Source organism: Chitinophaga rupis (assembly GCF_900109685.1).
Taxonomy (GTDB): domain Bacteria; phylum Bacteroidota; class Bacteroidia; order Chitinophagales; family Chitinophagaceae; genus Chitinophaga; species Chitinophaga rupis.
Map to the genome: position 1 here is coordinate 1,770,941 of NZ_FOBB01000001.1, position 21,667 is coordinate 1,792,607.

17 protein-coding genes and 1 tRNA gene are annotated in these 21,667 nt (G+C 47.5%); 8 read left to right on the top strand and 10 right to left on the bottom strand.

Annotated elements, in window-relative coordinates; translation table 11 throughout:
* The first annotated feature begins 53 nt into the window (after positions 1-53).
* The gene (locus tag BMZ54_RS07165) at positions 54-365 is read left to right on the top strand and encodes a hypothetical protein (RefSeq protein ID WP_089908078.1); all 312 of its coding nucleotides are present in this window, start codon (positions 54-56) and stop codon (positions 363-365) included.
* Between the two features lie 62 nt (positions 366-427).
* Here the strand turns inward: BMZ54_RS07165 and BMZ54_RS07170 are convergent.
* The 9 genes from BMZ54_RS07170 to BMZ54_RS07210 all read right to left on the bottom strand — a co-directional run bounded on the left by BMZ54_RS07170 (position 428) and on the right by BMZ54_RS07210 (position 10,612).
* Positions 428-499, bottom strand: a tRNA-Arg gene (locus tag BMZ54_RS07170).
* A 110-nt stretch (positions 500-609) separates the two neighbouring features.
* The gene (locus BMZ54_RS07175; protein ID WP_089908080.1) at positions 610-2,394 is read right to left on the bottom strand and encodes an AMP-dependent synthetase/ligase; all 1,785 of its coding nucleotides are present in this window, start codon (positions 2,392-2,394) and stop codon (positions 610-612) included.
* A gap of 24 nt (positions 2,395-2,418) precedes the next feature.
* Complete coding sequence (locus BMZ54_RS07180; protein ID WP_089908083.1) at positions 2,419-2,709, bottom strand: 2TM domain-containing protein; 291 nt, start codon at positions 2,707-2,709, stop codon at positions 2,419-2,421.
* 72 nt (positions 2,710-2,781) lie between these two features.
* On the bottom strand, positions 2,782-3,435 hold the full coding sequence (locus tag BMZ54_RS07185; RefSeq protein ID WP_089908086.1) for a YceI family protein: 654 nt from the start codon (positions 3,433-3,435) through the stop codon (positions 2,782-2,784).
* Positions 3,436-3,546: 111 nt separating this feature from the next.
* Positions 3,547-5,205: a phenylacetic acid degradation protein PaaN gene (paaN, locus tag BMZ54_RS07190; protein WP_089908089.1), complete on the bottom strand. Its 1,659-nt coding sequence runs from the start codon at positions 5,203-5,205 to the stop codon at positions 3,547-3,549.
* A gap of 262 nt (positions 5,206-5,467) precedes the next feature.
* On the bottom strand, positions 5,468-6,511 hold the full coding sequence (locus tag BMZ54_RS07195; RefSeq protein ID WP_162277487.1) for a tetratricopeptide repeat protein: 1,044 nt from the start codon (positions 6,509-6,511) through the stop codon (positions 5,468-5,470).
* Between the two features lie 227 nt (positions 6,512-6,738).
* On the bottom strand, positions 6,739-7,980 hold the full coding sequence (locus tag BMZ54_RS07200) for a DUF1015 domain-containing protein (protein WP_089908094.1): 1,242 nt from the start codon (positions 7,978-7,980) through the stop codon (positions 6,739-6,741).
* 311 nt (positions 7,981-8,291) lie between these two features.
* Complete coding sequence (gene serC / locus BMZ54_RS07205) at positions 8,292-9,362, bottom strand: 3-phosphoserine/phosphohydroxythreonine transaminase (protein ID WP_089908465.1); 1,071 nt, start codon at positions 9,360-9,362, stop codon at positions 8,292-8,294.
* Positions 9,363-9,634: 272 nt separating this feature from the next.
* Complete coding sequence (locus BMZ54_RS07210; RefSeq protein ID WP_238386516.1) at positions 9,635-10,612, bottom strand: zinc dependent phospholipase C family protein; 978 nt, start codon at positions 10,610-10,612, stop codon at positions 9,635-9,637.
* A 246-nt stretch (positions 10,613-10,858) separates the two neighbouring features.
* On the opposite strand from BMZ54_RS07210, the gene BMZ54_RS07215 reads away from it, so the two are divergent.
* Positions 10,859-11,686: an alpha/beta fold hydrolase gene (locus BMZ54_RS07215; protein WP_089908097.1), complete on the top strand. Its 828-nt coding sequence runs from the start codon at positions 10,859-10,861 to the stop codon at positions 11,684-11,686.
* Positions 11,687-11,777: 91 nt separating this feature from the next.
* Here BMZ54_RS07215 and BMZ54_RS07220 read toward each other — a convergent pair whose 3' ends face one another.
* Positions 11,778-12,404, bottom strand: a complete 627-nt coding sequence (locus BMZ54_RS07220) for a DUF502 domain-containing protein (RefSeq protein ID WP_089908100.1) — start codon at positions 12,402-12,404, stop codon at positions 11,778-11,780.
* A 663-nt stretch (positions 12,405-13,067) separates the two neighbouring features.
* On the opposite strand from BMZ54_RS07220, the gene BMZ54_RS07230 reads away from it, so the two are divergent.
* The 6 genes from BMZ54_RS07230 to BMZ54_RS33125 all read left to right on the top strand — a co-directional run.
* Positions 13,068-13,688: a TetR/AcrR family transcriptional regulator gene (locus tag BMZ54_RS07230; protein ID WP_089908105.1), complete on the top strand. Its 621-nt coding sequence runs from the start codon at positions 13,068-13,070 to the stop codon at positions 13,686-13,688.
* A 10-nt stretch (positions 13,689-13,698) separates the two neighbouring features.
* Positions 13,699-15,072: a TolC family protein gene (locus tag BMZ54_RS07235; protein ID WP_089908108.1), complete on the top strand. Its 1,374-nt coding sequence runs from the start codon at positions 13,699-13,701 to the stop codon at positions 15,070-15,072.
* A 37-nt stretch (positions 15,073-15,109) separates the two neighbouring features.
* Positions 15,110-16,225 (top strand): efflux RND transporter periplasmic adaptor subunit, encoded by a 1,116-nt coding sequence (locus tag BMZ54_RS07240; RefSeq protein WP_089908111.1) that lies wholly within the window; start codon positions 15,110-15,112, stop codon positions 16,223-16,225.
* A gap of 26 nt (positions 16,226-16,251) precedes the next feature.
* Entirely contained in the window at positions 16,252-19,815 is a 3,564-nt protein-coding gene (locus BMZ54_RS07245) for an efflux RND transporter permease subunit (RefSeq protein WP_089908114.1), read from the top strand.
* 167 nt (positions 19,816-19,982) lie between these two features.
* Positions 19,983-20,765: a TIGR00266 family protein gene (locus BMZ54_RS07250; RefSeq protein ID WP_089908117.1), complete on the top strand. Its 783-nt coding sequence runs from the start codon at positions 19,983-19,985 to the stop codon at positions 20,763-20,765.
* A gap of 585 nt (positions 20,766-21,350) precedes the next feature.
* Positions 21,351-21,667: hypothetical protein (locus BMZ54_RS33125; RefSeq protein ID WP_202909153.1), on the top strand; the 317-nt coding region annotated here is incomplete at its 3' end.

Here is a 21,667-nt window from a genome sequence, read left to right on the forward strand (position 1 = left end):
GTGGTCACGTTTTAAAATTCAGGATTGTCTTATAAGCACAAAAATCAAAAAAAATGAAGATCGTAAAAGTAACCTACACCGTAAACGCAGATTTTTCTGACAAGAATCAACAGAATGTAAAGGAGTTTGTCAAAGATATTGAAGCATTGAACAACCCCGCCATCCGTTATATCAGCTACCTGGGAAGTGATGGCAAAACATTTACCCACATCGCTACTTTCGATAATGATGAGGCGCAGAAAGAATTCCTGGAGCTGCCTTCTTTTAAATCGTTCCAACAACAGCGTAATGGCAGCGGGCTGGAGGCGCCGGAAAATTTAGAGATGATTACGATTGTGGCTGCTTCCTATAAGATCTTTGGATAGCCGGGCCTTTGCAAATGCAATAAAACAATAAAGCCGCCCTCTGAGCGGCTTTATTGTTTATGTAGCCCGGACAAGAATCGAACTTGTATCTAAAGTTTAGGAAACTTCTATTCTATCCATTGAACTACCGGGCCATTCCCAATACCCCTTTCAGCCGGGGCCAAAAGGAAAAGGGAGTGCAAAAGTATGTTTTTTCATGTCAAAATCCAATTCCCGTTAACCAGGAGCCTCTTTCAACCGCCAATCAATTATACATCCCCTCGATCACCTTCCCGTACTTCTCCAAGATCACCTTCCGCTTCAGCTTCAGGGTAGGCGTCAGCTCTCCGCCATCCACCGTCCATTCATGGGGCATCAGCTCAAATTTTTTCAGCTGCTCCACATGGCTAAAGAACTGGTTATATTTTTCCAGCGCCTGCTGGAACAGCTCCTTCACCTCCGGGTTTTTCACCAGTGATTCATAGTTGGTAACAGGAATGCCCCGTTTCTCGCACCAGCCTTTCAGGTTGGTGAAAGAAGGTACGATCAGCGCTGAGGTGAACTTCTGATCCGCCCCTACCACCATGATCTGCTCTATGTAAGGCGATTCCTTGAACTTATTTTCAATGGGCTGCGGCGCTACGAATTTGCCGCCGGAGGTTTTGAAAAGCTCCTTTTTCCGGTCGGTGATCTTCAGGAATTTATCATTTACGATCACGCCAATATCACCGGTATGGAACCAGCCGTCCTTGATGGCATCTGCTGTCAGGTCCGGGCGTTTGTAGTAGCCAATGGTAACATTGGGGCCTTTGCAAAGGATCTCTCCATCCTCCGCAATTTTAACGGTTATACCGCTGATAATAGGTCCTACGGTACCAAACATCCGGTCCTGCTCTTCCACGCGGTTCACACTGATCACGGGCGAGGTTTCTGTTAACCCATAACCTTCCAGCACAGGGATACGCCCTGCCGTGAACACCTTCAGCAAACGCACCTGGCAGGCCGCTGCGCCGTTCACAATAGCCTGGATATTACCGCCCAGGGCCTCCCGCCATTTTTTGAACACCAGCGCATTGGCAATGGAAAGCTGCAGGTTATACCACCAGCCCTGGTCCTTATTGATCTCGTATTTTTTGCCTAATTCAATAGCCCAGAAGAACAGCGCACGTTTTATGCCTTTCAGCTCCAGCCCTTTGGCCATGATCTTTTCATACACCTTTTCCAGCAAACGGGGTACAGTGGTGAAAATGGTAGGCTTCACCTCCCGCAGGTTGTCGGCAATGGTATCCATACTTTCCGCATAATAAATAGGTACTCCTGCAGTCAGGTATACGTAGGTCACCATGCGTTCAAAAATATGGTTCAGGGGCAGAAAGCTGAGCGCGCGGGCGCTGCTGTGTACCGGCAGGTAAGGGTTACAGGCCGTTACATTGCTCATAATATTATGGTGCGTCAGCATTACGCCTTTGGGTGTGCCGGTGGTGCCGGAGGTATAAATGATAGTCACCAGCTCTTCCGGGTTCGTATTTTTCTTAATGGCCTCAATGGTGGCATAGTCCTCCTGTTTGGCCATGGCCGGCACCTCTGTCCAGTGACGTGCGCCGGGTAATTTGTCAAAGGAAAAGATCTCTTTCAGCGCAGGCAGCTGATCGCGGATGGCGATCACCTTTTCCAGTATTTCCTCGCTGCCGACGAACAGGATGCGTGCGCCTGCGTCATTTAATACAAAGGCCAGCTCATGCTGGCTGATAGTAGGGTAAATAGGGGTCAATACGGCGCCCACTTGCTGGCAGGCCAGGTCCGTGATCATCCACTCCGGCCGGTTGGCAGAAATAATGGCTATTTTATCTTTGCCTTCCAGGCTGCCATCGCCGCGGCTAATGCCCAGCTGCAATAAGCCGGAGCTGAATTGCATGGTCAGATCTGCTACTTCCCGGGTGCTGTACTTCTTCCATTGCCCATCTATTTTGCCTGCCAGCATATCCTCTTTGGGATATTTTTCCAACTGCCAGGCGAGTACGTCAAATAATCGGCTCGGTTGATCCATCATGCTTTAATTTGCTTTTTGCCAATTTCACAGGCCACGACTCTGCTGTTCGTTCTGTAATTTTTCATATTCGCGGATAGTATTTCCATGGGGATCGTTGTGGTAGGCGCCAAAATAGTGAAAAGCCAGGCCAATACCCCAACCGAAAGCCGGCCATATTGGCCAGGGAGTACCGCCCTGGTTGCCGCCGGTTGTGATCAGCCACAGCGCCCACAAACCTGCATTCACTACCAGGTAGGTGATCAGGTGCGACTTAAACGCAGTCCGGGCCTTGGCAATGCGCCAGAGCCGTTCATCCCGTTGTTGTGTATTTTCCATGAGAACAGGTTTTAGTGATAATAGAGGCAATTAAATTTAAATAATTTTATTTGAATTTGACTGCCTATTCTACTACCGCTCCGCCTTAATGGAGAACTGGATGTTGACCAGGGAATTGATCAGTTTATCCTGCACAGATTTATCTGCGCGGTAGGTCATGCCCCATAACGTGCGGTCCAGGTTAAAGTTGGCCGTAGCAGTAACCTCATTCTTCTGCAGTACTATTTTGGCAGGGAAGGAAATATTCTTACTGATCTGTTTAATGGTCAGGTTGCCCTGTATGGTATGCGTGGCATCTTTTAGCAGCACTTCATTACCGTCTGATACAAAGGGCTTTACCCCGGTAATAGCAAATTCTGCTTCGGGGAACTGTGCTACATCAAAGAACATGGCGCCCTTCAGCTCACGCTCCAGCTTGTTTTTCATGGAGGTATCTGCTTTCAGGTCTACATCTTCCAGGGAAGTAACGTCAATCACAAACTTACCGCCGGTAATAGCGCTGTCCTTTACATTCAGGGTACCGCTCTTTATTTTAAAAAGGCCGGTATGCTGGCCGGTGGGTTTGGTACCTATCCATTGCACATAGCTTTCGCTGGTGTTTAATTGGTAAGCCACGCCTTCGCCTTCCTGCACAGACCGGGCATCGGAGATTGTTGCCTTATCCGCTTTGGGCGCCTGCTGGCAGGCCATTATCAAACATCCTATGATCAGTAAAATATATCGCATACGTGTAAATATTAGTTCTCAGTTTGCAGCTGGCAGTTTGCAGTCATAGAATAGAGCACTACGTTGTGTTTGCAGCATGACTGCCCACTGCAAACTGCTAACTGCCAACTATTAACTGCCAACTACTTCCCGGTTGCCTACCCACACAAATCTTTTCAGAATAAACTCCTGGTTGGTAAAGCTGGCATTACCCGCCGGGTTACCGCCTGTAACATGAAAATCTGAAAAAGCGGCATGCTGGTTCACCCATATAAACCCGGTAAAGTTGAAGGATACCGGTGTGAACACACTGTTCATTTCCTCTGCAATTTTTTCCTTCATCACCGCATCGTTCGTATAGGCGCCACAGGTAATAGCCCCATGTTGCTGGGCCAGCTGTTTGGCCAGCTGTATGGAATGGCTGGTATCTTTTGTTTTAATGATCAGGATCACCGGTCCAAACAATTCCTTTTCGTAAATATCCTGGTCGGCGCTGGTTACTTCCAATACGGTAGGAGAGCATACCCGCGCATTGCTGAACTCTTCATTCACCACCGGGCCGCCCTGCAGCAACACTTTACCACCCAGCGTATAGGCGTCCTGTGCACGGCGCAGGGTAACATCATTCTGTACTGCACCCAGGGTGCCGGCGCCCATTTTAGGATTATTTACCAAAGCGGCAATGGCATCCTTTATTTTTTGCGCTGCTTCATTAAAGCTCAGGTTACCATTGGCGGTGCTGATGCCCTGCTCAGGTATGAAAAAATTCTGCGGCGCAGTACACATCTGCCCGGAATACAGGCATACGGCAAAGGCCAGGTTCTGTGCCACTGCATCCATATCCTGCACACTGTCCAGTATTACGGAATTAACGCCTGCCTTTTCAGTAAAAACGGTTTTGTGCTTTAGTGATTCTACATAATCACCAAAAGCAGTGCCACCGGTATAATCGATCAGGGTAATAAGCGGGTGTTCGCACAGCTCTTTGGTAATGGGCTCCTCGCTGCTGTCAGCTGCCAGCTGGCACAGGTGCGGATCAAAACCATTTTCCTGCAATACCTTTTGTATGGCGCTAATGGCAATGGCAATGGGCAGCACTGCCTTCGGGTGTGGCTTTACGATCACCGGGTTGCCCGTGATCAGATCTGCGTATATACCTGGCAGTGAGTTCCATACCGGGAAGGTAGAGCATCCAATTACCAGGCCAATACCTTTGGGTACTGCCTTAAAGGTTTTATGCAGCTGCAGGCTGGTTTTCCCCATAGGTTTTTCCCATACCTGCTCTGCAGGAAAACGTTGTAGTTCCTCATACCCCATGGCAATGGCTTCCAGCGCACGGTCATTGGCATGCGGGCCGGAGGCCTGGAAGCTCATCATATAGCTTTGCCCGGTAGTATGCATGGTAGCATGTGCTATTTCAAAGAAATAACCCTTGATCCTTTCCAGGGTTTCTACCAGTATATCGGCCCGGTTGGTAGCGGAGGTATTGGCCCATTGCCGGGCTGCATTTGTGGCATTAGTCACCAGCTCACTTACGGTAAAAGCAGGATAGGTGATGCCCAGCTTTTCCAGGGTGTAAGGAGAGGTTTCTTCGCCTACGCGGCTACCGGCGCCGGTTTGCAGCAGCTGGTCAAAAGGCTGATGCAGCATTTTCTTAAAATTATCTGCGCCTTTGGCGGGGGCTTCTTCTCCATAAGCTTTGGGGTGCTCGGGGTACTGCGAGTAAAACCGCCGTTCGTGGTTGGCTTTTACCGCGTTGTCAATTGTGTTTTGGTGTTTTGTTGCAAGCATATATAATTAATAATTAACAATGAATAATTAATAACCACGTGGAATCATCAGCACTTGCACTTCTATCTATTTAAACTTTTCAATACATCATATGAACATTCCTATACATTTGCATATCAACACATCTCGTCCATCTACACTTAACCAAATCAGTACAATAACATAAACACTTATCTACACCGCACCTGACCAAACTAACTATACACGCTAATGCGACAAAAACCAGCACATTAGCACATCAACACATTCACACATTAAAACACTACCTGCTGAGTGTGAACCGGCCATCATTATAATACTCATCGGGGCGTAATTTAAACGGATGGTTGCGCTGGTACTGCATAAACTTATCGTATTCTGTTTTATGCAGGTTGGTCCAGGCGCGATAACTGGCCTGGCTGGCTACCGGTCCAAAGATCCATTGGTTATACGCTTCAAACATACCCTCTTTCAGCAGGGTACGCTGCATATCAAATAACGCAAACGGGTATTTGAAGCTATAAAAATTATACCAGTCCAGTATAAAACGGGTACGCAGCATAATAAGCGTTTCAGGGTCAATGCCGTTGCTGATAACGCCGGTTTGCTTGGCCAGCAGCTGCCGGAACACATTTACAAAGTCCGTACGCTCAGCAGCTTTACCATGGCGTCCTTTTTTGCTGCTTTCCATATCTGCCGGAATGCTGTTCAGCATAGACGGATCGTTAAACAGCTTTTTATAGGATTCAATTAATATATCGCGGATCTCTGCGGTACGCGTGGTATAGCTTTCCAGGTTCACAAATATTTCCCCGTACAGGATGGCCCATACCGGGTCTTTGCTATAATAATAGGTGCGGGCCGCATTGTAATAATTGCCGGGGAAATTGGGATCTTTTTCAATGCCTTTAAGCCAGTTGTTCAAAGCCCCATCGTACATTTTGAGAGAAATAAGCAGCTGCCCGTTATCATTATACAGCTCCCCGCTTTCCGGGAATTTGCGGATCCCTTTATCATATAACCGCTGCGCGCCTTTCCAGTCCTGCCGGGATTGATAGATATTGCCGGCTATCTGGTACAGCTGTGCATCAGTATCTTTTTTATCCAGCAAAGGCTCAATGATCTTTTGCGCTTTGGGCATTTCCCCACGCAGATAATAGGCAAAGCCCAGCTGCTTGCGGAACTGCGTGTTATCCGGTTCCAGCTGTAAGGCCTGGTTTAATACCAGTATGGCATTGGCATAGTCGCCGCTGCGTATGAAGTTATTGGCGGTGCTGAACAGCTCATTCGCATCCTGTGCCCAGGCTACCTGGGTAAATAATAACAATCCACTTATTAGTATTTTTTTCAATAAAGAAAATCGCCGGTTCATGCCTGTCTTTGCTTTGTTGTAAATGTAAAGAAAATGTACAAATGAATGCGCTAATGTGCTGATATGCTAATGTGCTGCAGGGTTGGAATTAAAAAGGTCCCGGGGGCTATTCCGGGACCTTTTAAGTAAAAAACATATTAAGATACGCCTGATGATCATTACCGGGCATATGAGTATCCTGATCAGATCAGCTGCGTGATCAGCCCATCCCTCAGCTTGGGCTCAAACCAGGTGGATTTGGGAGGCATTACATTGCCGCTGTCCGCAATATCAAACAGCTGCTGAATGGTAACCGGGTACAGGGCAAAGGCTACTTTCATTTCGCCGCTGTTCACCCGTTTTACCAGCTCTTCCAGTCCGCGGATGCCGCCCACGAAATCAATGCGTTTATCGGTCCGCGGGTCTTTAATACCCAGCAGCTTATCCAGTACATTATTCTGCAGGATGGTTACATCCAATATGCCGATAGGATCGGTGGTGTAGGTGCCTTCGCGGGCTACCAGGCGGTACCACTTGTTTTCCAGGTACATGCTGAACTCATGCAGCATGGCTGGTTTTTGCGGCAGATGGCCTACTTCCTCCACCGTGAAATCATAATCCAGGCGGGAGAGCAGGTCTGCCGCTGTAAGGCCGTTCAGGTCTTTTACCAGGCGGTTATAATCCAGGATAGCCAGCTGGCTGGCCGGGAAAATAGTGGTCAGGAAAAAGTTGGCTGCATCTTCTTCAGATTTAACCAGTCCCTTAGCGGCAAATTCCTTTTGTACCAGGGAGGCGGAAGCTGCGCGGTGGTGCCCGTCGGCAATGTAGGTAAAGGGCACTTTTTCGGCAAACAGGCTGGTGATCTGCGCTGTTACAGCGGCATCGTCCACGACCCAAATGGTATGCTGTATGCCATCATCAGCGGTGAAATCGTAAGCAGGTGCTTTGTGCTGCCAGTGCTCTATTACCACGTTCAGCTCCGGCACATCATTATAAGCCAGGAACACATTACCGGTTTGTGCACGGGTGGTTTTTATATGATTAATACGGTCCTGCTCTTTCTCCGGACGCGTAAATTCATGCTTTTTAATAATGCCGTTGTTATAATCCGCAATGGACGACGCGCATACCAGGCCTACCTGTGCACGCTCATCCATTACCAGCTTGTAGATATAATAACAGGGCTGGGCATCCTGGAACAGGGTACCTTCTTTAATGAACTTTTGCAGGTTCTCGGCCGCTTTTTCATACACAGCCTGGCTATGAATATCCGAACCGTCCGGCAGATCAATTTCAGATTTTGAAACGTGGTAATAAGAATTAGGATTGCCGGCGGCGGCCACTTTAGCTTCTGCAGAGCTAAGCACATCATAGGGCCGTGCGGCCACCTGGGCAGCCAATGCGGCTTGCGGTCTTAATCCTTTGAACGGTCTGATGATTGCCATGATTATGTGATTGTTGAGGGGGCAAAAATAATAATAATGTGCAAATGTGCTAATGTGCTGGTGTGCAAATGAACGGAGCTGGAGATAAATAAGGCACTAATTTGCTAATATGCTGAGGTGATTTAGATGGCCAAGCGCAAGCGCCATAACCCGGCTTTACTCATACACCGATCTCCATACAATCATTTGCACATCTGCATATCCACAAATTAAAAAGTCCCGTTCGTCTGCAGACGAAACGGGACTTTAAGCATTATAGCGGTTAATCAAATAACTAGGTTATCCGCACAATATCATTCTCACGAACATTATTAAGCTTTCTTCAGGCTGAAGTACTTCATCGCTTCTACCATTACCTCTACGCTTTCGTAGGGCAGGGCATTGTACAGCGATGCGCGGAAACCGCCAACACTGCGGTGGCCTTTGATGCCTACGATATCTTCTTTCTTACAGAATTTCAGGAATTCTTCTTCCAGCTCCGGTTTATCCATAATAAAGCACACGTTCATGCGGCTGCGGTCTTCTTTAGCTACCGTACCACGGAACAGCGGATTATTATCAATTTCACTGTACAGCATGCCGGCTTTCTTTTCATTGAGGCGCTCCATAGCTGCTGCACCGCCCTGCTCTTTTAACCAGCGTAACGTAAGCATGGAAATATAGATCGCAAATACCGGCGGGGTATTGTACATAGATCCGTTTTCAATATGCACGCGGTAATCCAGTATGGTAGGTATTTTACGGGTTACCTTACCCAGTGCGCTTTTACGCACCGCTACCATGGTAGTACCGGCAGCGCCCATATTCTTTTGTACCCCGGCATAGATCAGCGCAAACTTGTTAAAGTCCAGCTGGCGGCTCAGGATGTCCGAGCTCATATCTGCTACCAGCGGCAGGTCTGTTACCGGCATTTTCTGCCACTGCGTACCATAAATGGTATTGTTAGTGGTAATATGCAGGAACTTGGCCTGTGGCGGAATAATGAATTGCTTGGGAATGTGGTTATAGTTGCTTTCACGTGAACTGGCCACGGCATCTACATATCCAAAAGATTTGGCTTCCTTCATAGCCTTGTATGACCATACACCGGTGTCTACATATGCAGCCGTTTCTCCGTTTTCCAACAGATTCATAGGCACCTGCATAAACTGTGTGCTGGCGCCCCCGTGTAAATACAATACTTCAAAGTCATCCTCTAGTTGCATTAACTCCTTTACCAGACTGCGAGCCTCATCCAACACGTTCATGAACAGTTCTGTTCTATGACCTATCTCTAAAATTGACATGCCCGATCCTTCGAAATCAATCAACGCTTTGCTGGCTTTGTATAATACCTCGTTCGGTAATACAGAAGGCCCGGCGTTAAAGTTGTGCACCTTCATGTTGCGATCCTGATTAAATAAATTATTAGCTTCTTCCACTTTTATTGGTTTTTCTAAGGAACGGATAAAAAAAGTAAGGTGTTTCGTTAAGTGGTGTAGGATAAAGGTTAAAAAGATAGTACCAACAAAGATAATTTATCTTTTCTTAAAAACCGTTTTTTATTTTAAATGTCATAACATGTGAAAAGTTAAATGGAAAATAGTCGCGTGCTAATGGCTGAGAGTGAATGCCACACCGGGTTTCATGGCTTGTTATTTTGTTGTTAATACAGTCATTCTTCTTCATGCCCGCGGCCCAATGAACGCCGCTTTTGCCAGGCCTGGTCCAGCTGCTGAAACTCCTGCAGCTGGGTGGCGGTAAACGATTTGCCGGCCAGCTCCCGCAGGGAGGGCTGCCCGGCATTTACCCAGGCCGTGTACCAGCAGCTGGCCGCTGCCTGCATAGCGCTGCGCATGCGCCGTTCCACCATATTGCCCAGCAGCTGGTGATAGGCCAGGGTATAGGCTTTTGAATAATTCCGCACCAGTACGCCATTCCGTTTTTCATAAGCATAACGCTGCCCCGGCGGGAACCGGCTGCTTAATTCTTTTTCCAGTCTTAATACCGTATCGGCTGCCAGCGCGCTACCGATAATAACCTCCCATGCAAAGTCCTGCACATCCGCTATATAAGTGGCTTTGCCCGCCCAATAGTTAAAAGCCTTGTCTGCCACCAGCTCCGGTATGCGCGATTCCCACAGGCCGTGAATACCCTGCTGGTTGGTTAATTGCCCGTTATGATTGGAGCTGGCATGCAAAGGCACATGCGCATCGGCAATATAATGCCCCAGCTCCGCAGAGAGTTTCAGAATCTGCGCCGCATCTTTTTCCTCAAAGGCACAGCTTAAACGGGCCACCATACGGGGAATATGCCAGGGCAGTATGCCATGCTGCTGTAAGGTATCGGCTGTATATTTTATCATAGCCGCCTGCCAGGAACGGGGCAGGCTGTCAAAAGGCGGTGGTCCGTAATGATCAATATCTATATAATGCCGGGGCGCTTCCGCAGCTACCGCATACCTTCTTTTATCAGGGTCTACAGCATGCTGCGTTATAAATTCCAGGTGCGGTTTATAGAACACCAGCATTTCCGGTGGCAGGGAAAATACCGCCAGCCGGTTAATACGCTGATGCGCAAAAAATCCCCAGCCAATTCCTTGTAACGGTAATAATAATCCTAACAGTATAAACGGTGAAAGCCGCTGGTACATACAGGTTAAGCATTTAGCATTAAGTAATTTGAAAACTACACTGAGAGAGGATTGCAGCCGCTAAAATAAGCATAAAAATTATGCGTGCACACATATAATCTTGTTTTGTTAATGGTTGGTTAAACAAATGGTATGATCGCTGACGGGTTTTTATATTTAGCATAAATATCCCACATCAGGCACGACCAAATATGAAAACAGCAGCACCTTAAACCCAATGCCGTGAAGTAGGGGACTAACTCAATTATGGAAAATTTTACGACCATTCCGGTAAATGGTATGCCCATTTTTACCCGCAGCACCGGTGAATCTGATAAAGCCATTATTTTCATTCATGGGGGATTGCAACAATCCGATATCTGGGATGAGCAATTAAAAGATGAATTATTGCAGGAGCAGTTCCGCCTTATAGCGCCGGACCTGCCCGGCCATGGCCGTTCCGGGCGTAGCACCGCACCGGAGCGGGATTATAGCATTGCCGGCATGGCGCGGCAGCTGGCCGATTATATTAATGCCAGCACCCTGGAAAATTATGTGCTGGTAGGCATTTCATCCGGCACAAATCTCATCAGCGAAGCGCTGCCTCTTTTATCGCAGCCGCCTAAAGGATTATTTTTTGCCGGTGCAGCTATTGGCAATCATGATACGCCGTGGGCCTCCGTACTACTGTCATCCCCGTACGAACAGGTGCTTACAGAAACCCCTTCGGACGCGGCATTAACCGCCTACAGCAAAAAGCTGGTGTACCGGCCTACAGATCAGTTCATAGCCGGTTGCAAGCAATATTATTATGATACAGACCCGGTGTTCCGCACCACCTTTGGCCGGTATATGCGGGCTGATGGCGCCAATCATATAGATGGCCTGCAGCACAGCGAACTGCCTTTATGCCTGGTAATGGGGCAGCAGGAGAACGTGGTAAGGCTCAATTATCTGGATGGGGTTTCCTTTAAACGTAAGTGGAAAGATACCATCTTCAAAGTGCCGGCAGCCGGGCATTTGGTGAATTACGACCAGCCGCAGATCTTCAACCACCTGTTATGGCAATTTGCAGAAGAAGTGTTGAATAAGTAAAAAGTAAAAAAGTAAAAATTAAAAAGGGAGTGCTTTGGTTGAACATAACATCCTAAGGCAGGGTATTTTTTAATTTTTAACTTTTACTTTTTTACTTAGTATGATGGTCAAGGGAGGTAACGCCGCCGCTTACCGCGAACTTCATGGCTTCACCTGCGGAAATATTCTCCAGCGGTTTCACTCTTTCTTTAGGCACCATAAAAACTTTGCCGGTAATGGCATAGGCATGAGGTACGTACACGGCCATATACCCTTCCAGGCCTAAATAGCTCACATCCGTTTGGGTAATAAAGCCCATTTCCCATACATCCAGCCCGTATAGCTGTACCAGCACGGGATGGTCAAATTTCTTTTTCTCGCCCACAAACGCATCAAACACATCTTTTACAGAGCTGTAAATGTATTTGATAAAAGGAGTACGCTCCATCAGGCGGTCAAACATATCAAACAGGCGGCCTACAATAAAAGAGGAGCTCAGATACCCTACCATAATGATCAGCAGCAATACCAGCACAAAACCTACCCCTTTATAATGCAGGTACTTATATACAAGCGTATTTTCCGGAAGCAGTGAAGTGGGCAGCAGGTTATCCACCGTCATAAAGGCCCAGTAGATGGTAAACGCGGTAATGCCAATAGGAGCCAGGATCAGTAAACCCTGGAAAAAGTACCGCAGTATACGGGCGGCAATGGCTTTCATTTTAAGTTCGGGAGACATAATATTATTACAATATGCTAGGTGCGGATGAGCGAATGTGCAACGGTGATTCCGATTTCCGGGCGCAAATTAGCTAGATTATTCCAGATTAGGTTTACTTACATAAGCACATCTCGGTCCCGGAGCCAGTGTATCCTGATTGCAGGGATTTAAAACAGGTATTGTAAACTTCAAACAGGATTATTTACTAAAGGTGTAAACCTATAATGGGATGAGATCGTATGCTCCTCTCCTGGAAAGGCCAGATATTGTAAGCTTCAAACAGGATTATCAGGATTATTTAACAAAGGTGTAAACCTATGTAGGATGAGATCGTATGCTGCTTCCTGGAAAGGCCAAATATTGTAAACTTCAAACAGGATTATTTAACAAGGTGTAAACCAATATTAGGACGAGACCGTATGCTCCCTTCGTGAAAAAGCCCTCATAATGGCTCCGTAATTGCTGCGCAATTCGGGTGCAACCCGTGCGCAACTCGGGTCGGGGTTTTGGAATATAGCTATTGAGAATAAAATATAAAATCCCCGCCCATCTACCCATTTCCCCCCTACCTCCCCTAAACGCGACAATTTCCATTTTTTTATCATGGAAACTTTTGTAGTTTAAAAAGTTTCCCTAGTTTTGTCCGGGCTTTGTACATCTCTCAATGCCCATTTGAATCCAATGGAAGTACAGGAAAGAATATTAGATACCGCCTTTAGCCTGTTCCGGCAATACGGCACCAGGTCCATTACCATGGACGATATTGCCACCCGCATGGGCATCTCCAAAAAAACCTTGTATGCCCATTTTGTAGATAAGGACGATATGGTGGTACACGCCATCAGGCGCTACCTGGAAATTATTCAGGAAGAGGAGCGCACCATCATCAGCAAAGCCGACAACGCCATAGAAGAGCTGTTTGAGATCATGAACATGATGGACGAAAAGCTGCGCAACATGAACCCGGTGATCATGCTGGACCTGCAAAAGTTCCATTCCCGGGCATTCCTCGTGTTCCAGGAGTACCGCAACAGCTCCCTGCGTACCACCATCCGCACTAACCTGGAGCGGGGCATCCGGGAAGGGCTGTACCGGAAAGACCTGGATGTGAACATCCTCACACAGTTCCGCATAGCCTCCGCAATGGTGTGTTTTCAGCCGGAAGTGTTCCCGATGGAAGGCTATGATATGGGAAAGGTACAGCGCGTATTACTGGAGCATTTTTTATACGGAGTATCGTCAGCAGAGGGTTTCCGCTTAATAGAAAAGTACAGGCAACAACAACTATCGCTAAACAAATAGATACAACTGTATGCAATCAGAACGAAAGCTCATTATCCTGGCCGGTTCATTGCTACTGCTAATGGCACTTACCACCACCCTGCGCGCGCAGCAAGCAGCGCCGCAGTCACAGGGGCCCTTGCAGCTAAGCGCCAAACAGGCCGTGGATTATGCACTCGCTAATCAAACAACAATTAAAAATGCCAGGCTGGATGAGCTAATTCAGCTGGCTAAGAACAAAGAAGTAAGCGGGCTGGCACTACCCACCATTACCGCTAACGGCGCTTACTCCTATTCACCCGTATTGCAAAAGTCGCAGATAGACCTGCACAACTTTGATCCCAGCGCGCCGGAAGGCACCTACCAGGCCGTAGCTTTTGGACTCACCCACAACATGACCGGTGATGTAAAGCTTAACCAAACCCTGTTTGATCCCAGCGTACTGGTAGCCTTACAGGCCCGCAAAACGCTGGAGGAGCTGGTTGCGCGCAATGTGCAAAAATCAGAAGTAGATGTAAAGGTTGCTGTATACAAAGCATACTATAACGTGCTCTCCGCTAACAAAGCGCTCACCATTCTGAAAGGGAATATTGCCACACTGGATAAAACCCTTTCCGATACCCGCGAAACCTATAAGAATGGATTGGCCGAGAAGCTGGATGTAGACCGCTTAACCGTGCAAATGGCCAACCTCAGTACGGAGATCACCAAGCTGCGCAACCTGATAGAAGTAGGCACTGCTGCGCTGAAATTCCAGATGGGCATGCCCATGGCTCAAGCCATAGAATTAACGGACACGCTCTCTACCGAAGCCATTGCAGCGCAAACCGTTAATGTAGATGGTTTCAATTACGATCAGCGGATAGAGTACCAGGTATTACAGTCACAGAAACGCGCAAACGAATATGATCTGAAACGGTATAAGATGAAAGGGCTGCCTACGCTTTCCTTTAACGCCTCTGCCGGTTCTTTGAGAGGTAGCAGCCAGTTCGATTATTTCAAGAATCCCACCTGGTATGGCTATAGTACGCTGGGCCTGAACCTTTCCGTACCCATCTTCGCCGGCTTCCAGCGCAAACGGCAGGTAGATCAGGCTTTCCTGGCCCTGAAAAAAACAGAGCAGAATGTAGAGAACCTGAAGCTGTCCATTGACCTGGAGCAATCACAATCCGCCTCCACTTTCCGCAATAACCTGCTTACCCTGCAATCGCAGGAGCAGAATATGCAGCTGGCGCAGGAAGTATATACCACTACCCAGATCAAGTATCGTGAAGGGGTAGGCAGCAGCCTGGAAATGAGCACCGCGGAAAATGACCTGCTCACCGCACAGAAAAATTATTTCGATGCCTTGTACAATACGATAGTGGCGAAGATTGATTACATGAAGGCCTACGGAAAATTGTAAAAGCTAAACCTAAACTGATCTTTAAAATTCGATCGATATGACCAAAAGATATTTCGTTATTCCCTTCACTACCCTGATACTGGCCGCTTGCGGCGGGGGCGCTCCCAATAAGGAAGCCCAGTTGCAGAAACTGAAGGATGAGAGATCAAAGCTGGAATCACAGATAGCCGCTCTTGAAAAAGAGGTAGGTACAAAAGATACTGTACAAAGAGTAAAAACCGTTACCCTGGCCACCCTGGAGGATACCACATTCCAGCACTATATTGATGTGCAGGGCAGCGTGGATGCACGCGAAAATGTGAACGTAACCTCCAAAGTACCCGGTGTGGTAACCGCCATACTGGTAAAGGAAGGTCAGCAGGTAAGCAAAGGCCAAACCCTGGGCCAGGTAGATGATCAGCTGGCGCGCTCCGGTATATCAGAGCTGAAAACACAGCTGGAGCTGGCCACTACTACCTACGAAAAACAAAAGCGCCTCTGGGATCAGAAAATAGGCAGTGAAATGCAGTTCCTTACTGCAAAGAACAACAAAGAAAGCCTGGAAAGAAAGCTGGGCACCTTAAACGAGCAGCTGGCGCAAACCCGCATTGTTTCCCCCATCAATGGAACGGTAGATGCGGTAATAGCCAAGCTGGGAGATAACATTGGCCCCTCTTCCCCAACCGCTGCTTTCCGCGTGGTGAACAGCAATGCATTAAAAGTAGTAGCCAATGTAGCAGAAGGTTATGCAGGTAATGTAAAAACCGGCGATGCGGTGCTCATCAGCTTCCCGGACATCAATAAAGACATCCGTACCAAAATAGGTTTTGCATCCCGCACCATTGATCCGCAAAGCCGTACCATTAAAATTGAAGTACCGCTGCCGGCCGACCCCGCCCTGCGCCCTAACATGATAGCCCATGTGAAGATCATAGATTACACTGCAAAAAATGCAGTAGTGATACCCGTGAATGTAATACAGTACACCATGGGCAAGCCCTTTGTGGTAGTGGCTAAAGAAGCAGGTGGTAAAATGCTGGCACAGCGCCGGGATATTGAAATGGGACGCACCTATAATGATATAGCCGAAATAAAGAACGGACTGCAGGTGGGCGAGAAGCTGGTGACAACCGGTTACCAGGGATTAAATGATAACGACCTGATTAAACTCTAGCTATCAGCTAAGCTAAAAGCTAATGTATGCAAGACAACCTGAATAAAGAATTTAAGCCTACCAGCTGGTCCATTGATAATAAGGTGAGCATTTATGTAGCCACCATTATCATAGCCTTTGCCGGTATCCTTTCCTACATATCGTTACCCAAGGAGCAATTCCCGGAAGTAGTATTTCCGCAGTTCTATATTAATACGCTGTACCCCGGTACCGCACCGGAAGATATGGAAACACTGGTGACCAAGCCCATTGAAAAACAGCTGGGCGGCATCTCCGGTGTAAAGGAAATTAAAAGCACCTCCCTGCAGGACTATTCCATCATCACCATAGAATTTAATACGGATGTGGATATAGAAACCGCGCGGCAGGAAGTGCGCGAGAAGGTGGATGAAGCCAAGGCCGACCTGCCTTCCGATCTCACCGTAAATGGTAAGGAACCGCAGATCATTAAGATAGATGTATCGCAGATCCCTATTATGAACGTGAACCTTTCCGGCGATTTTGACCTGCAATCCTTAAAGAAGTATGCAGATGAAATGCAGGACCGCATTGAAGCGCTCACAGAAATTACCCGTGTGGATATTGTGGGTGCGCTGGACCGCGAGATCCAGATCAACGTGGATAAATACAAGATGGACGCCGCCCGCATCAGCTTTGACGATATCATTAATGCAGTAGGCGCGGAGAACCGTACCGTCTCCGGCGGCCTGGTATCTATGGATGGGCAAAAGCGTACCCTCAGTGTGAAAGGAGAGTATAAAGATGCCAGTAAGATCGGCAACATTGTAGTGCGCGGTATGTCCGGCGCCGTAGTGTACCTGAGAGATGTGGCAGATGTGGTGGATGGTTTTAAAGAGCAGGAAAGTTATGCGCGTTTGAATGGTAAGAATGTAATTACGCTGAACGTAATTAAACAAAGCGGTAAGAACCTGATAGATGCCTCTGATAAGATCCGCGGCATCATTGCAGACATGCAAAAGAGCTATCTGCCCAAAGGTCTGAAAGTGGATATTACGGCAGACCAGTCTAAATCTACCCGCGTAACCCTGCATGATCTGATCAATACCATCATCATTGGTTTTGTGCTGGTAACCATCATCCTCATGTTCTTCATGGGCGCCATAAATGCCATTTTCGTGGCCATGTCGGTACCCATCTCTATGTTCATTGCATTTTTGATCTTACCCACATTCGACTTTACGTTGAACATGATGGTGCTGTTCTCCTTCCTGTTAGCATTGGGTATAGTGGTGGATGATGCCATTGTGGTGATAGAGAACGTGCACCGGATCTTTCATGAACGGCACGACCTGGGAATTGTGAAAGCCGCTAAAATAGCGGCGGGCGAGGTGTTCCTGCCGGTATTATCCGGTACCCTTACAGTGCTGGCGCCTTTTGTGCCGCTGCTGTTCTGGCCCGGTGTAATAGGTAGCTTCATGTTCTTCCTGCCCGTAACGTTGATCGTTACACTGGGCGCCTCACTGGTAGTAGCCTATATCATCAACCCCGTATTTGCGGTTGATTTTATGGACCGCCATGAAGGAGAGGAGCATCCCAAACCTAAGTTTGATAAGAAGTTTAAGATAATCACCGCAGTATTTGCAGTAATAGCGCTCATTGCATATGCCAATAGTTTTGGCGTGGGCAACTTTGTAGTGTTCATGTACCTGCTGGTCGTGCTGGAACGTTTCTGGCTGGGCGGTGTAGCGCGCCGTTTTCAGCAGCACACCTGGCCTAAGGTGCAGGAATGGTATCACCGCCGTTTGGAGTGGTGCTTGAAAGGCTGGCGTCCTATAGGTATTCTGTTTGCCACCTTTGGCCTGCTGATCTTCAGCATTATCTTAACCGGTATCCGCAATCCGAAAGTGGTATTCTTCCCGCAGGCAGATCCCAACTTTATTTACGCTTACCTGGAGCTGCCTAATGGTACCGATCAGAAGTACACAGATTCTATTACGCATATTGTAGAAGAGCGGATCACTAAAACAGTAGGCGCCAACAATCCTATTGTGGAATCCATTATCTCCAACGTAGCAGTAGGCGCCGGCGATCCCAGCCAGATGGACCAGAGCGTGCAGCCGCAGAAAGGTAAGGTAACCGTAGCTTTTGTGGAGTTTGGCGCACGTAAAGGACAGTCTACCAAAGACTACCTGGGCAAGATCCGCGATGCAGTGAAAGGCATACCCGGTGCAGATATTACAGTAGAGCAGGAGCAGGGCGGCCCCCCCACAGGCAAGCCGGTTAACATAGAGATCAGCGGTGATGATTTTAATGAGCTAACGCTTACCTCTATGCGCTTAAAACGCTACCTGGATTCTTTACAGATAGGTGGTGTGGAAGAGCTGAAAAGCGATTTTGAAAGTAACAAGCCGGAAATACTGGTGAATATAGACCGTGAAAGAGCGAATAAGGAAGGCATTTCTACGGGTGTAATAGGCATGGCTTTGCGTAATGCCCTGTATGGTGCAGAAGCTTCCAAGTTCCGGGATCCGGAAGATGATTATCAGATCATGGTGCGTTTTAAGGAAGATCAGCGTAATAATATTAATACGCTTATGAACCTGAACATCACCTACCGCGATATGAACATGGGCGGCGCAATCCGCCAGGTGCCCTTATCCGCAGTGGCCAATATCACTTATTCCAATACTTACGCCAGCGTAAAACGTATAGATCAGAAACGGGTGGTAACGCTGTATTCCAATGTGCTGACCGGTTATAATACCAACGAGGTAGTGCAGAAAGTGCAAAGCGCCATCAACCAGTTCAGCAAGCCGGATAGTGTAATTGTAAAAATGACCGGTGAGCAGGAAGATCAGCAGGAAACTATGAACTTCCTGGTAATGGCCATGCTGGGCGCAGTAGGCCTGATGTTTATGATCATGGTAACGCAGTTCAACTCAGTTGGCCGTCCTTTGGTAATTGCCATGGAGATCGTGTTCAGTATCATCGGCGTGTTCCTGGGTTTTGCCGTTTTCGGTATGGATATCTCCATTGTAATGACCGGTGTAGGTATTATGGCGCTGGCAGGTGTGGTGGTACGTAACGGTATAGTGCTGGTAGAGTTTATTGACCTGCTGATCAAGCAGGGTACGCCGGTGTATGATGCCGTGGTAGAAGGTGGCAGAACACGTATGACGCCGGTATTACTTACGGCCATAGCCGCCATCCTGGGCCTGATACCGCTGGCCGTAGGGTTGAACATTGACTTTGCCACCCTGTTCTCCGAAGGTAACCCGCACCTGTTCTTTGGGGGCGATAACGTAGCCTTCTGGGGGCCGCTGGCCTGGACCATGGTGTTCGGGTTGATCTTTGCCACCTTCCTTACGCTGATCCTGGTGCCCGTAATGTACGCCATGAACAAGCGTTCCATTGATGTGCTGGATCATTACAAGCTGCCGCGCGGTTTAAAATATGTACCCTTCCTGGTGCTGCTCCTGAAAGTGTTCAGCAAGCGGGAAACCGTGCGCAGGCTGCATGATCCGCATTATGTATCCAACAAGCCGTATGCATTTTTTCCGGATGGGGAAATGGTAGCTAAAGAAGACAAGCATGCGCGCAGTATAAAAACGAATGTTTCAATGAATTAAAATAGCTAGCTATTAAACAATAGCTATACAGTGTAACAGTTGTAGGTTTAACAGATCACCGTTCCGATATCTATCGGGACGGTTTTTTTTTGTAATATTTAACAGTTGTTTAGTTGCTGCATTTATTACTTTTGACACAGATTATCCCGTAATAAGATCAAAGTCATATGCGAAACCACGAAATCGATTATAAGATTTATGGGGAGGAGATACAGATTGTAGAAATAGAGTTGGACCCCCAGGAAACGGCCGTTGCAGAAAGCGGAAGCTTTATGATGATGGACCAGGAAATACAAATGCAAACCATGTTTGGAGATGGCTCCCAGCCCAACCAGGGGCTTTTCGGGAAGCTGCTTTCCGCCGGCAAACGCATGATCACAGGGGAAAGCCTGTTCATGACCGCCTTTACAAATATGGGACAAGGAAAGAAGAGAGTGAGTTTTGCAGCCCCTTACCCCGGTAAAATTATTCCCATGGACCTGGCCCTGATGGGGGGCAAGGTAATTTGCCAGAAAGATGCTTTCCTCTGCGCCGCCAAAGGAGTAAGCATAGGAATAGAGTGGCAGCGCAGGCTGGGCACGGGCATTTTTGGCGGTGAAGGTTTTATAATGCAGAAGCTGGAAGGTGATGGCCTGGCCTTTGTACATGCCGGCGGCCTGGTAATAGAAAAGGAGCTTCAGCCCGGCGAAGTGCTGAAAATAGACACCGGTTGCGTGGTGGCCTACACTCAGAATGTGGATTTTGATATTGAATTTATTAAAGGAATAAAGAATATGGTTTTTGGTGGCGAAGGCTTGTTCTTTGCCACGCTCAGAGGCCCTGGTAAAGTATGGATCCAGTCCCTGCCCATCAGCCGTTTGGCTGGCCGTATTATTGCATATGGCACAGGACCCCGTAAAGAAGAGGGTAGCATACTGGGCGGCCTGGGAAATTTACTGGATGGAGATTGAGCGGCTTAGGCGCACTGGTGGTAGAAAAATTTTGTTATTTAAAAGATAATTTACAGAAAATTTACCAACAAAGTAGTAGCTTAGCTTAATATTACTGTTGAAAAACCATTTACCTATGCCAGCCGGTACTTTGAACAGGAAAATGAAAAAAGTTTGTTATGAAACGACTGACAGTGTAAAATAAATGGGGTGGATCAGTGAATGACGTCGATATTCCCGTATATTTGATATCAGGTAGCATCAATCTGTCGTTCTGAGCTAAAATGGATTCGCCAAAACACTAATGAGAAAATAATATGATAGGTGCGGAATAATAAAGGAATGCGCACCATAATTGAAGGAATGCGGCACTCAATTATCTTTGTTCTTCCAGAAAGAGGTAATTCTTCCAGCTAAAACTAAGAAACAGGTAAAGAGAATTTTAAACACAAAAATGATAAAGCCGGTATATTAATGTGGACTGGAGAAAACCCGGGATGACCATACCTGGGTATCATCGGCACTAACTATATCACTCACCATGGAGATGAATTTCATTTTTATGAAATCATAGCTATTATTGCTTCAAACGCTTAATTAAGTAAGATGAATTTTGAGAGAAACGAACGCCCCCGCAAGCCCTACTCTTCAGATGTTAACAAAGAGTATGATCCCAAGGACAAGCCGGGCGGTTATAACCGACCTGACTTTAATAACAACAATGAGCGGGAGGGAAGACCCAATTTTAACCGGGAAAACAGACCGGACTACAACAGAGATGGCGGCGGCGAATCCAGGCCCCGCGAAAATTACAACCGGGAAGGTGGAGGAGGATATGATCGCGGTGGCGGCGGCGGTGGTTACAATCGCGGCGGTGGCGGCGGTGGTTACGATCGCGGCGGTGGCGGCGGTGGTTACGATCG